At 64.8% G+C, this 13,311-nt stretch carries 10 protein-coding genes; 5 read left to right on the top strand and 5 right to left on the bottom strand.

Translation table 11 applies throughout. From position 1 onward, the window contains the following. Window positions 1-2,049: an ATP-dependent zinc metalloprotease FtsH gene (gene ftsH / locus Q8P38_03270; protein ID MDP4013632.1), complete on the bottom strand. Its 2,049-nt coding sequence runs from the start codon at window positions 2,047-2,049 to the stop codon at window positions 1-3. Between the two features lie 236 nt (window positions 2,050-2,285). On the opposite strand from ftsH, the gene Q8P38_03265 reads away from it, so the two are divergent. The 3 genes from Q8P38_03265 to Q8P38_03255 all read left to right on the top strand — a co-directional run bounded on the left by Q8P38_03265 (window position 2,286) and on the right by Q8P38_03255 (window position 5,547). Next, window positions 2,286-3,323 carry a zinc-binding alcohol dehydrogenase family protein gene (locus Q8P38_03265; GenBank protein ID MDP4013631.1) on the top strand — a complete coding sequence of 346 codons (1,038 nt, stop codon included), beginning with the start codon at window positions 2,286-2,288 and terminating at the stop codon, window positions 3,321-3,323. 68 nt (window positions 3,324-3,391) lie between these two features. Continuing rightward, the gene (locus Q8P38_03260; protein ID MDP4013630.1) at window positions 3,392-4,336 is read left to right on the top strand and encodes an oxidoreductase; all 945 of its coding nucleotides are present in this window, start codon (window positions 3,392-3,394) and stop codon (window positions 4,334-4,336) included. 251 nt (window positions 4,337-4,587) lie between these two features. Continuing rightward, window positions 4,588-5,547: a hypothetical protein gene (locus Q8P38_03255; GenBank protein ID MDP4013629.1), complete on the top strand. Its 960-nt coding sequence runs from the start codon at window positions 4,588-4,590 to the stop codon at window positions 5,545-5,547. 1 nt (window position 5,548) lies between these two features. On the opposite strand, the gene Q8P38_03250 is transcribed toward Q8P38_03255, so the two are convergent. From Q8P38_03250 to Q8P38_03235, 4 genes are all read right to left on the bottom strand, one after another. Continuing rightward, window positions 5,549-7,441: an ABC transporter ATP-binding protein gene (locus Q8P38_03250; GenBank protein ID MDP4013628.1), complete on the bottom strand. Its 1,893-nt coding sequence runs from the start codon at window positions 7,439-7,441 to the stop codon at window positions 5,549-5,551. Then, window positions 7,438-9,201, bottom strand: a complete 1,764-nt coding sequence (locus Q8P38_03245; GenBank protein ID MDP4013627.1) for an ABC transporter ATP-binding protein — start codon at window positions 9,199-9,201, stop codon at window positions 7,438-7,440. The genes Q8P38_03250 and Q8P38_03245 overlap by 4 nt, the downstream gene beginning before the upstream one ends. Window positions 9,202-9,582: 381 nt before the next feature. Beyond that, window positions 9,583-10,254, bottom strand: a complete 672-nt coding sequence (locus Q8P38_03240) for a hypothetical protein (protein MDP4013626.1) — start codon at window positions 10,252-10,254, stop codon at window positions 9,583-9,585. Between the two features lie 70 nt (window positions 10,255-10,324). Beyond that, entirely contained in the window at window positions 10,325-10,615 is a 291-nt protein-coding gene (locus Q8P38_03235; protein ID MDP4013625.1) for a DUF4333 domain-containing protein, read from the bottom strand. 378 nt (window positions 10,616-10,993) lie between these two features. Between Q8P38_03235 and Q8P38_03230 the strand changes: the two genes are divergently transcribed. Together Q8P38_03230 and Q8P38_03225 are read left to right on the top strand one after the other, a co-directional pair. Continuing rightward, the gene (locus Q8P38_03230; protein MDP4013624.1) at window positions 10,994-11,755 is read left to right on the top strand and encodes a FadR/GntR family transcriptional regulator; all 762 of its coding nucleotides are present in this window, start codon (window positions 10,994-10,996) and stop codon (window positions 11,753-11,755) included. Beyond that, the gene (locus Q8P38_03225; GenBank protein MDP4013623.1) at window positions 11,745-13,298 is read left to right on the top strand and encodes an aldehyde dehydrogenase family protein; all 1,554 of its coding nucleotides are present in this window, start codon (window positions 11,745-11,747) and stop codon (window positions 13,296-13,298) included. Before Q8P38_03230 ends, Q8P38_03225 begins: the two co-directional genes overlap by 11 nt. The last annotated feature ends 13 nt before the right edge of the window (window positions 13,299-13,311 follow it).

The following is a 13,311-nucleotide window of genomic DNA, read 5'->3' as shown; positions in this document are numbered from 1 at the left end:
TCAGCCGCTCAGAGGGCCCTCCCCGCCCGATGGCGGATCCCAATCCTTCTTCGAGTCACCGTGCTCGCCGGACACCGAAGCCTCCGAAGCGTCTGACTCTGGCTGCTCCCCATTGCTCTTCTGTGAACCAGCCGGCGCGCCGGCCTCAGCCGGGGTCAGGACTGGCGGCCTGTCGGATGGGACACGTCGCGCCGAACCCGTCCACGCCGGGCGGACTTCGCGATGGAACAGGGGCTCGAAGATCTCCCGCACTTCGGACTTGGAAAGAGTCTCCTTCTCCAGCAGTGCCACCACTAGGTGGTCCAGCACGTCGCGGTTAGCGACCAGCACGTCGAACGCCTCCTGATGCGCCGCCTCGACCAAGGTCCGCACTTCCTCGTCGATGGCTGCCGCTACTTCCTCGGAGTAGTCACGCATGTGGCCCATGTCGCGGCCGAGGAACACCTCGCTCTGCTCCTGGCCGTAGCGGATCGCGCCGAGCCGCTCTGTCATGCCGTACTGGGTAACCATTGCCCGGGCCAGAGTGGTTGCCTTCTCGATGTCGTTGGAAGCGCCGGTAGTGGGATCGTGGAACACGAGTTCCTCCGCGGCCCGGCCGCCCATGGTGTAGGCGAGCTCGTTGAGCATCTCCGAGCGCGTGCGCGAGTACTTCTCCTGATCTGGCAGCACCATCGTGTATCCGAGCGCGCGGCCACGGGGCAGGATCGTGATCTTGTGTACGGGGTCGTTGCCGGGGAGAGACGCGGCCGCGAGTGCGTGCCCTCCCTCGTGGTAGGCGGTCACCTTCTTCTCATGGTCGCTCATGACCCTCGTGCGCTTCTGCGGACCCGCGATCACGCGGTCGATCGCCTCGTCCAGGTTCTCGTTCGTGATCAGCTTCTCGGACAGCCGAGCCGTCAGCAGGGCGGACTCGTTGAGCACATTGGCCAGGTCCGCGCCGGTGAATCCAGGCGTGCGGCGGGCGACGCTGAGCAGATCGACATCATCGGCCAGCGGCTTGCCGGTCGCGTGGACCTTCAGAATCGCCTCGCGACCCTTGATGTCAGGCCGCTCCACCGCAATCTGCCGGTCGAAACGCCCTGGCCGCAGCAGCGCCGGGTCCAGGATGTCGGGACGGTTCGTCGCGGCGATCATGATCACACCACCGCTGACGTCGAAACCGTCCATCTCGACCAGCATCTGGTTCAGCGTCTGCTCGCGTTCATCGTGGCCACCACCCAGGCCGGCGCCACGGTGCCGCCCAACGGCGTCGATCTCGTCAACGAACACGATCGCCGGGGCGCTCGCCTTGGCCTGTTCGAACAGATCCCGAACACGCGATGCCCCCACGCCGACGAACATCTCGACGAAATCCGATCCTGCGATTGAGAAGAACGGCACTCCCGCTTCGCCGGCAACAGCCCGGGCGAGCAGCGTCTTTCCCGTCCCGGGCGGCCCATAGAGCAGGACGCCCTTGGGAATCTTCGCCCCCACGGCTTGGAACTTCGTCGGGTCAGAAAGAAACTCCCTGATCTCCTGCAGTTCCTCTACCGCCTCATCGGCCCCGGCCACATCCGCGAACGTGGTCTGGGGCATGTCTTTGGTAACGAGCTTCGCCTTGGATTTCCCAAACGACATCAGGCGCCCGCCGCCACCCTGCATCTGATTGAGGAAGAAGAAGAGCAGGAACACCACGAGCAGGATCGGGGCGAACGAGAACAGCATCGTCAGCAAGAGGTTCTCCTCGGGAACCTCGACGTTGTAGCCATCGGCGAGCTGCCCGGCGTCCAACTTGGTCTGGAGAATCGACTGCAGCTCCACGCCCTGCCCATCGATGTACTGGGCAGTTTGCTGGCTGCCGTCCTTCATCGTCAGATTGATGCGCTGCTCCCGGCCGGCGACCAACGTCGCCTTGGAAACTTGGTTCTGCTGGATGGCCTGCACCGCTTGCCCGGTGCTCACCTGTTGAGGACCGCCAAGGTCCGAAACGACCGTGGTCGCCACCATTAGCAGAACGAGGGCGAGCAAGATCCACAAGACCGGCCCGCGAGCGAATCGCTTCAAGTTCATGTGCTGAGGCTCTTCCCATCCGTGTCGTAGCCAGGGACCTCGTCGGCCCTACGCCTAGCCGTCGGTGAGGCGCATTTCAGCGCTGCGCGCGTCTTCACCTGTGAACATACGACGATACCCCGACGGGTCAGTTTCTCTGACATGTGTTCGCCTCGGGCGAGATCCATCGCGCTGCGCGGGCGCGAGCGCGGCCAACGGCCGGGAAACGCGGCCCGCCGATGAGCGACGATGGAATCATGCGAGCGATCCGACTGGTCCGGCCAACATCCGACCCTGGCGCCGCACTTGATTACGGTAGCTGCCCCGACCCTGAGCCCGGGCCTGGCGAAGTACTGATCCAGGTGACCGCGAGCGCGGTCTGCCGCACGGATCTGCAACTCGTGACAGGCGACCTGCCCGCCCATAAGCTGCCGGTCGTTCCGGGGCATCAGGTCGTGGGCCGGATCGTCGCGCTGGGCTCCGACGTGGACAGCCCTGGAGTCGGAAGTCGGGTTGGCCTGGTTTGGCAAGCCAGTGTCTGCGGAACGTGCCGGTTCTGCTTGTCAGGCAGGGAGAACCTGTGCGCGGATGCGCGGTTCACGGGCTGGGACCGGGACGGGGGGTACGCACAGCTGGTGACCGCTAGGGCTGGATTCACCCATCTGATCCCCGAGCTTGGTACGGCTTTCTCCGACGGGCTGGCCGGCGATGTGGCGATAGCGCCTCTGCTGTGCGGAGGCGTCATCGGCTACCGGTCCTTGCGAGTAGCTGGGATCGGCCCGGCGTCCAGCGGCGCCAGACTCGGGCTGTTCGGTTTCGGCGCGTCGGCGAGCTTGTCCATCCAGATAGCCCGTCACTTCGGGTGCAGGTGTTTCGTAGTGACGCGATCGGCAGCCGAGGCGGAACGCGCCCTGGCCCTTGGGGCGGAATGGGCCGGGACGTACGACGATGGAATCCCGGAGCTGCTCGACGCCGCGATCACGTTCGCCCCAGTTGGATGGATCGTCGAAACCGCACTGAAGGCGCTGGACAGGGGAGGAACCGTAGCAATCAACGCGATCCACCTTGACGGCGTACCACCGCTGGACTACGACGACCTGTGGTGGGAACGCTCGATCCGGTCCGTCGCGAACGTGACGCGCTCCGACGTGCGGGAGTTTCTTGCCCTCGTCGGGCCGGGGGGAATCAGGACGGAGACCGAGACGATGCCCCTCTCCGAGGCGGCCACTGCCCTGCGGCGTGTGGCCGCCGGTGACGTCCGCGGGGCGTTCGTGCTGTTGCCGCCCGAGGAGTAGAGCCAGGACTTCCACGCAATTGGCACGGTCAACAGGCGTGACTCACTCGCGATCGCCACGATAGACACATGGGGAATTGGACAGCTGAGAACATCGCGAGCCTAAACGGGCGCACGTTCGTAGTAACGGGGGCGACCAGCGGCCTGGGCTTGGCGTCGGCGGCCGAGTTCGCGGCGCACGCGGGACAGGTCGTCGTCACAGGACGGAATCGGGAGAAGCTGGCGCGCGCGATGGAAACGGTCAGATCCGTCGCCACCGGGCCCGAGCCAACTGAGGTCCTGCTCGACCTCGCCTCGCTCGATTCAATCCGAGATGCCGCGGCCCAGATCAGTGAGCTGTTCCCGAGGATCGACGTGCTGCTCAATAACGCAGGCGTCATGGCCACTCCCAAGGAAGCGACCGACGACGGATTCGAACTCCAGATCGGCACAAACCACCTCGGCCATTTCGCCCTGACCGGACTTCTGCTGAAGTCAATTCCGCATCGCGGAGCCGATAGCCGTGTGGTGACCGTGGCGAGCCTGGCCCACCGCACCGGCCGCCTCGACCCCGACGATCTGTCGTTCGAGCGCCGCCGCTACCAGCCGTGGATCGCCTACGGTCAGAGCAAGCTAGCCAACTTGCTGTTCACCGCCGAGCTGGACCGACGGGCCCGCGGTGCGGGATGGTCCTTGAAGTCGGTCGCCGCTCACCCCGGGTGGGCGGCGACGAACCTCGGGAGCGAAGGGACCAGCTTCACTCAGCACATCGTCGCCAAGACTGGCGCGCGCCTCGTCCAAGCTGTCATCGGGCAATCGGCTGAGAACGGCGCCCTTCCATCGCTTTACGCATCAACCGCGGAAGACGTGGTTTCGGGCGACTACTACGGTCCGTCCGGGTTCCTGGAGTCTCGGGGAGAGCCAAAGCGGGTCGGTAGGGCCTCGGCCGCTCGGGAAACCGAGGCCGCCCGTCGGCTGTGGGAAGTGTCCCAGGAATTGACTGGCGTCGACTACGGGCTCGCGCCCGCTGAGTGACTGCCATGGAACAAGACAGCACCGGCGCCACCCCGATTCCTGGCTGGTACGCGGATCCGTCCGGGCGATTCATGCATAGGTACTGGGATGGCTCAGCTTGGACTAACGAGACCGACCAACCGCTCCCCCCACCCAACACCGGGATCCCCGCCCCCGCTGCGGGCCCTGGCTGGGCGCCGGTAGGGAGCCCGCCTGCTCCGGGGCAATTCGGCGCGTACTCGGCACCCACCCGACAGACGACCCCCAGCGGGATGCGCCCAGTTGCCGCTCTGTTCTCCGACACAGGCAAGATGATCCTTCGCGGCGGATGGCAGATCCTGGGAGTCAGCGCGCTGATCTGGGCGGTCTGGACGATCATCTTCGCGCTCGCGACGGTGTTGCTCGTCAACTTCGAATCCTTGTCCCGAGCACTGCAATACTGGTCCGACGCATTGGACCGATACCCCGATGGGGTCCTGCCAGAGTCCGTCAACTCCGAGTTCGGGCGCCTGCTCACCCAAGTTCCGTCCCCCCTGCCGCTAGTCGGCTGGATCGCTGTTGGAATAGCCGCGTGCGCTGTGACGCTCCTGGCCGTGACGACTCAGGTTGTCGCAGTCAACAAACTCGCGATGGACGCCGCCGCCGATCGTCCGGTGCGCTTCGGTGAGGCCATGCGGTCCTGCCTGGGAGCTGGGACGAGGCTGGCTGGATACGCCCTGCTCCTGATCGCGGCGTCGGCCGCTGCGATCGCGCTGTTGGTCGCCGGAACCGCCGTTACCGCGTTGGTCAGCCCAGTCCTCGCAGCGGTCGTGGGCACTCTCGGGTTCCTGGCGTTCACGGTTCTTTCCTGGTGGATCTGCGGCCGACTGGTGCCGCTGGTCGCTCAGGTCGTAGTGGCGAGAGGGTCTTTGAAGTGGTCGTGGAACTCGACGCGCAACAAGTGGTTCGCGGTCGTCGGACGCTACCTTCTTTGGTACATCGTGGCGGGAGCCGTCACAAGCATCGTTGTGATGATCGTCGTCATCCCCCTTGCCATGGCGGCGGGCATCAGCGCCGCGGCGGGAGCGGGTCCCGTCGGGGGGCTGCTGCTCATGATCATCATGTACGCGGTCATGATCCCGATCGACTTCGCGCTGTCTGGCGTGCTCTCCGCCGGTGCGGTGCCGATCTGGCGAGATCTAACGGACGACCCCAGATACGCGACCATCCAACCCACGGCGCGGCCAGTTTGAGCTACGTGCTGGTGAACGCCGCGCCCGGCTCGTCGCCAGCGCCGCCTGAGTCTCTAGCAGCGGGGCCTCGACCTTTGAACTGACTCAGGTAGAGCGATGTGTACGCGCCGTGCATCGCGATTAGTTCATCGTGCGTCCCCTGCTCGACGATGCGCCCGCCATCTACAACCAAGATCCGGTCAGCGTTGCGGATCGTGGAGAGCCGGTGCGCGATGACAAAGGACGTGCGCCCACTCATCAGATTCCGCAGGCCCTGCTGGATCAGCTTCTCGGTTCGAGTGTCGACGTTGGACGTGGCCTCGTCCAGCACGAGGATCTTCGGTTCCGCGACCATCGCCCGCGCGATCGTGATCATCTGTCGCTGGCCCTGGCTGAGATTCGCTCCACGCTCGGTCATGACGGTGTCGTAGCCCTGAGGCAGGCGCTTGATGAAGTCATGCGCGTTGGCCTGTTTCGCGGCCTCGACCGCGTCCTGAGGTGTCGCGCCCTCGCGCGCGTAGAGCAGGTTGTTCATCACCGTGTCCGAGAACAGGAAAGCCTCCTGCAACACCGTTCCCACCTGCTGGCGCAACGACGCCAGCGACATGTGCCGCAGGTGTTGCCCGTCGATTAGAATCGACCCGCTCTGGGTGTCGTAGTAGCGCGTCAGGATATTGATGATCGTGCTCTTGCCCGCCCCGGTCGGTCCGCAGATTCCGATCATCTGACCGGGCTCGGCCACGAACGAGTTGTGATGCAGGATCTGGCGCCCCGGAACGTAGGAGAAGTGGACGTCGCGAAACTCCACGCGGCCGCCGGCGAACTCATACGGATTCGCGTCCGTGGCGTCTACGATCTGCGGCTTCTCATCGATGAGCGCGAAGATCCGCCTGCCGCCGGCGATTCCGTTCATCGTCGTAGTCAAGAGCTCGGCGATCTCCGACAGTGGCGCAGACAGCAGGCCCGCGTAGCCGACGAACGCGATGACTTCACCAACGTTCATGGATCCGTTGACTGTCAGGAGACCGCCAAGAACTAGCACCACGACGACCATGACCATCGACAGCGTTTGCGTGACGGGGAACTGGAGCAGGGCGGAGAAGAACGCCCGACTGCCGGTTTCGAAGACTCGGCCCGCGTGCTCTTCATCGCCTTTGGTTGCGAAGTCTTGGCGCCGGTTACTGATGATGACCTTGTGCCCAGCGATGGTCTCTTCCTGGAAGGCGCTGAGATCGCCGAGCTCGTCCTGCAGCTTGGCGAAGGCGGGTAGAGCCACCCGGCCAAGCACGCCGCCAACCATGAGCATCACGGGCACTACTAGCAGCGCGGCCAGCGTCAGGCGCCAGTCGAGGAAGAACATGACGCCGATGATGAGCACCAGGTTGAACAGGTCCCTGATCACGGCGGCGACGGCGCTTTCGAAGAACAGCGCGACGGCTTCGGTGTCGTTGGTGACCCGGCTCATGAGCTGGCCTAGCGGCTGGCGATCGAAGAAGCTCAGCGACAGAGTCTGGAGATGGTCGAACAAGCCTCGCTGAAGGTTGAATAGGCCGTTCGTCGCCAATCGCGCGAACATGCGTTCTGCGACGACGGCGGTCACCAAGTAGCAGCCGACCGCTATCAGGATCGCGATCAGCCACCCGCGCAGCGTCGAGACCGTGCCGTCGCTTGCGCTCATCGTGTTGATCGCTTGGCCGGTGAAGAACGGAATGGTCGTCAGAAGGGCGACGGACACGAAGCGGATGGCGATCCCCGTCGCGAACTTGGCGCCCCCGCCGTCTTGGGTCATGTACCCAACCAGGCGGCTGGTGATCTCGTTGGTGTCGTCCTTCGGCTTCGGTGGGCGCAGCGAGGCCTTGGGCTTGTCCGGGTGCTTCGTCTGGCTTCCTGGCTTTGACGCGGTTGCGGCGCTCACGAAATCGCCCCTCTCGTGACGTCCGAACCGAGCTGGGACTCGTAGATCTGTTGGTAGAGCCCGGATCGCTCCAGCAGTTCTTCGTGACTGCCAACATCGACGATCATCCCCGCGTCCATCAGTACGACCCGGTCGAGGTCGATTACGGCGCTGATCCGCTGGGCGACGTAAATCGTCGTGACTCCAGCGGCGAACTCCGGTATCGCTGCCTGGACACGACCTTCGGTGGCGACGTCGAGCGCCGAGGTCGAGTCATCCAGAATCAGCACTGACGGGCGTGGGACCAACGTGCGAGCCATCGACAACCTCTGTCGCTGGCCGCCCGAGAAGTTGTAGCCGCGACGCGAAACCTCACCGTCCCACTGCTCGGGCACATTCATCACGAAGCCGTACGCATCGGCCGCCTTCGCGGCCTGCTCCATGACCTCATCGCCGGAATCCGGCGCGCCGAACTTCAGGTTGGTTCTGATGTCGCCCTGGAACAGCACCGCCTCTTGCAGCGTCACGCCGACGATCGCCCGCAGCTGGTCGAGAGGGATGTCACGCACGTCGACGCCGTCGATGGTGACCTTCCCGGCGGAGACGTCATAGAAGCGGGGAATGAGATTGACGAGCGCCGACTTGCCGGACCCAGTCGCACCGAGAATGCCGACGCGCTCGCCCGGTTCGAGGACCAGGTTGATGTCGTGAAGCACTGCGGGGTTGGGTTCGCCGTCGGCCCGGTCGAACGCGAATGTCACGTTCTCGAAGCAGATGCGGCCAGCGATCGTGCCGGGTTTGAGCTTCCCGTCGTCCGACAGAGTCGAGCGGGCATCGATGATCTCGTAGATCCGCCTGGCCGACGCATCACCGCGCAGGATGAACGGAATCACTATCGCCATCAACGCCAGCGGGACAACAACCAGGGTCAGGTACTGCATGAACGCCGACACTTGGCCAACGGTCAGGCCGTGGTCCTCGAGCACACTCTGGCCACCGACCCACAGCGCGACGGCGATACCCACCTGGGAGAACACGTTCAACAGCGGGGTCAGCAGCGCGACGTTGAATGCGGCACGGAACGCCGGTGTGCGCAACGCGTCGGCTCGCTCGGCGAACTGCTCCGATTCCAGGTCCTCCCGAACGAAGGACTTGACCACACGCACCCCGGACAAGTTCTCCTGCAACGCGTTGTTGACGGCGTCCAGGCGTTCCTGTCGTTCTATGTAGGCGCGGTCGATCCGTGGCGCTATGACGGCCATGACCGCCAGCACCATCACCGCCGCCGCCACCAGGATCCACACTAGGCCCGGGGTTGTCAGCAGAGCCAGGACGAACGCGATTATCACCATGAACGGCGCGTACAGGATCAGCAAGATCGCGTACAGCACCGCGTTCTGCACGTTCAGGACATCGGAGCTGAGTCTGACGAGCAGATTGCCCGTGCGGAACCTGTCGAAGTTGCCGAACGAGAACGTCTGGATCTGGTCGTAGGCCATCGTCCGCATCGCATAGCCAGTGCCGTGAGCGAACACGACCGCCAGCGCCGCTGTGATCGCCATGAAGACGCCCGACAGTACGGCCAGAACGCCCATCCAGATCCCGGTGTCGGTGATGACTGAGGTGTCCTTCGCCAGCAGCCCTTCGTTGATCATCGTGCTGGTCAACCCAGCCACGCTGATCGCGCAGAGCGCCGAAAGCAGCAGGGACACCTGGGACAGGATGAGTCGGCCCAGATACGGTCTGTACAGAACCAGAATCCGGCGCAGCGAACGAACCACGGGCAACCTCCGGCCTGAGATCAGGCCCGAGTCAACCAGTCAACTGGCGCCCCTGTCCGGCAGTCGCCGTTTCTGACTCCCGTTAGCCACCCGCGCTGACCCCGCGGGCGTCACTCGCCTCTGCGGAGGCCCCGATGATGCAAATGCTCTGATGATCAAGCTCCTCAGCGATCATCTCTTCCTGGGTGATCGTCGACGTCCATGATCATCAGAGGATTTGCATCACCTGACTGCCTTGAGACTGAGCTCGGCGGACGTCGCTGTCGCCGTGGAGGCCGACGTTCTGCTGGGGGCACCCTCCCCCTCCCCCAGCCCGGCGAAGCCGGGGAGGGGGAGGGGTTTACCGCAATAACGTCGGCCATCCTCCAAGACGTCCGCCGCCTAGGTCGTCGGGCTTGGCGACGGAGTCGCCGACACTCCCAGCGCCGACAGCAACTCATCGGCCTGCGCTTGGCTCAGTTGGCCGCTGGCGACGGAAGCGGCTAGGCCCCTCCTCAGATGGCTGGCCATGACACCGCTCATTCCGTCGGACCCTTGGGATGCCAGGAAGTCCTTGTGGGCGGCTACGGCCTCCTTGTTAAGCGAGCCGTCCTCGTTGAAGAACCGCTGAAGCATGCCTTGGCCCTGGCTGCCCCTCATCCCGCCAGGACCGCGCACCTTCCCCTCTGGTCCGCCGATCATGCCTCCGGGGCCGCGCCCGATCATGCCTCCAGGGCCATCTGGACCATTCAGCGTCATGCCAACTGGACCCATCACGGGTAACGACGACGCTCTGCCAATCCCCCACGCAGCTGCGCCGAAGAACAGAACGGCCGCGACGATCGTGGTCACCAGGAGGGCTCGGGTCTTCCGCTGCTCTTGCGTGTACATGTCGTGCCACGTGACGCCCGGCGAGGGCTGAACAGGGGGAGCCGCGTAGGTCGCCCCAGGAGCGCCAGTGGGCGGCGCAGCTTCGTCCGGCGGCGCAATCTCGGCTGTTTGAGTCAATCCGAACGGATCGAACTTCGTCTCGTCTTCGGGGCTCGAGCCCACAGGTTCATTTGTTTCGCTCATGCCCCGAGCTTGCACCCGCGGGAACAGGGCAACGTCAGCGAAGTGTTCAGGTTTGGTAAGCGAAGCCTGACTACTTGGGCGCTACGACCTCCCAGGCGACGTTGCCCTCGTCGTCCTCTTGGGTCACCTTGATCGTGATCTTCTCACCGTCCTCGGCTGTGCCTACGCACTCGAATACCTCACCGGCTTTAGCGATGATTCCCTCAGGACAGTCCACGGCCACGGCAACCCCAGCCTGCTGAAGTATCCCCTTCTCGATCTCGCCTTCCGCCTTACCGGTGTCCAGGATCGGCGTGACACCGCAGGAGGCGATTCCAATCGCCGCAGCGGCCACAATTCCGCTAACCACAACACGGTTCATCGGTCCTCCATCCAATTACCCAGTTCACCAATCCGGGCTGTCAGCAACCCGGCGAACGCCTGGGCCGGAGCCTAGCAGCCACCCGCCAACGCCGCAGATCAGCGACAACCCCTCCGCCGGAGGGAACGGCCGCTAACGAAAGAAACACCTGTTCCTGAAGGACGCGACCGTTGCAACGGGCGCGTCTGTACCTTAACTGTCGCGTTTGTCGGGAACGGCCGTTTCCGCGAGGGGACGAGGGGACGAGGCGACGCGGGGCGGGGGCAATCGTGTCGGGCCAACGAGGCGAGTCGCCGAAGTTCCTTGACATGAGGCCCCATCCGAGGCAAAGTGGTCGGACCACTGGATCACCCGGCCCGGTGGCACGAGAGGGGCCTCGTGAACACCTTCCAGCCTGTTAGCAGGACCCGAGTCGCGGACCAGATCGCGGTCGCGATTCGCGGGGCCGTCCTGGCTGGCAAGTACACACCCGGCGAACGCCTCCCATCCGAGCGTGACCTAGCTAGCCAGTTCGATGTGAATCGATCCAGCGTCAGAGAAGCCATCCACAGCCTGGAGGCATGGGGTCTAGTCGAAGTACGACATGGAGGCGGTGTCACCGTCCGCGACTTCCTGGCCGGGGCCGGTCTACACCTGTTGCCGTGGCTGCTGGCTCCGAACGGCCGCGTGGATCCAGCGATGATGCATGACCTGCTGACGCTGCGCACCGAGCTGCTCGGGTTCACCGGGGCGCAGGCAGCCAGCCGGGCGACCGCACAGGACATCGCCGCGCTTCAGCGGGCGCTTGACGCCCTGGACCTGGCGCGAGGCGTGGACGCGATCCAGGAAGCTGACTACGCGTTCTTCGAAACCCTCATCGTGGCCTCCGGCAACCAGGTGCTCCGACTGATGCTCAGCGCCATCGGCGCCGCCTACCAACAGAACCGCGTCCAGTTCGCAGCGCTGTATCCCCAGGACCGGATGGTCACTCTCGCTCACCACGCAGCCGTGGCCGCGATCCAGCGCTCAGACTCCGAAGCGGCGGGCGAAGCGATGCGCTTGTATGGCGCCGCGGCTCTGGTGGCGTGGTCGGATCAAGCCGAGCGACGCGTCATGGACACAAGCAGCGACGAAACCGAAAGGGTTGGCCATGGCCGTTGACACACTCGCGAACGGCATCCCCGGCAGTCAGAGCCAGTCCGCGACCCCAATCGTGGTCGATTCGGCCGAGGCCGACAGCGCCGAGATCATGGCGCTGGCGCGAGAGGCTCAGCGAATCTGGGGGGCGATGAGCTTGCCCACCCGCGCCAGGCGGCTATCGCGTTTGGCGGCGAACATCGCAGCGAGCATCGACCCGATCGCGGACACCATCCATGAGGAGAACGGCAAGCCCAGAGCCGAAGCCGTAGCCCACGAAGCAGTGACCGCGATCCAATTCGCGCGACACACCTGCCACGTCGCGAGCGCTGTGCTCAGCGCCCAGGCGGTCCCCCTCGAGAGCCACCCGAGCCGCTCCGCTGAGTTGGTCCGGCAACCATTCGGTGTCGTCCTGGCGATCTCGCCGTGGAACCTACCGTTCTTCATCCCGCTCAGCCAGGTACTTCCAGCGCTTCTGGCGGGAAACGCCGTTGTCCTCAAGCCGAGCGAGCTGACCCCTGACTCGGCCCGGCTGATCGAGAAGCTCCTTGGCGAGTGCGGCCTGCCCGAGGGACTCTTCCAGGTCGCCTACGGTGATGGCTCGCTGGGCCAGCGACTCATCGAAGCGCAACCGGACAAGGTGCTGTTCACGGGCTCGGTGGCCACTGGCCGCAAGGTCATGGCAGCGTGCGCCAGGCTCCCGATCCCGGTCAGCCTCGAGCTTGGCGGAGTCGACGCGATGATCGTGCGAGCCGACGCGGACCTGGAGTTCACGGCCTCCGCGGCGGCGTGGGGCGCGACATTCAACGCCGGACAGGCCTGCGCCTCGGTCGAGCGGCTGCTTGTCCACCGATCGATCCACGATGCCCTCGTAGTCAGGATCGCGGACAAGATGAACCGCATCGATCGATCCCGTGAGCTCGGGCCCGCCGTCGACGACAAGCAGCTCCATGTGTGGCAGGAGCACATGCTCAACGCCCGGAACGCAGGAGCCACGCAGGCCGCTGGGGGCACCTTCCTGCCCGGACGCAAGCTCGAACCCACGTTGCTGACGGGCTCACAGGTCGCCGAAACCGAGGCATGGCGCTCGGAAACCTTCGGACCCGTCCTGGCGGTGCTGCCGTTTGACGACGACGACGAAGCGATCTCGATGCACAACGCCACCGAATACGGACTCACCGCCAGCATCTTCACAGCCGACCTTGACGCCGCGAAGGCGATGGCCGCCAAGCTGCGAGCTGGAGTCGTCTGCGTCAATGACGTCGCCGCGACGTGCTACGGCTCCCCCGAGATTCCCTGGGGTGGCGTGGGCTTGTCAGGATTCGGTCGCAGCCATGGGGATGAAGGCTTGCTCGACGCGACTTGGACCAAAGTGATCGAAGTGCCGAAGTTCGCGGGCCCGAACGCCAAGCGCCCCTGGTGGTACCCATATGGACCCGATCTCGAAGCCACAATGTCGAAGCTCGGCCGGGCCCTGGCCGTCGAGAACCCGGTCAGGCGAGCCGTGAAGGTCGCCAAGGCCGGAGTTTCCATCGTTCCCCTGTTGACACGCAATCCGAGGCTCTAGCAGAAGGAGACCC

It is taken from the genome of Candidatus Nanopelagicales bacterium (assembly GCA_030700225.1).
Taxonomy (GTDB): domain Bacteria; phylum Actinomycetota; class Actinomycetes; order S36-B12.
Note: the sequence above shows the minus strand (reverse complement) of the source record. Positions and strands in the feature narration are given on the sequence as shown.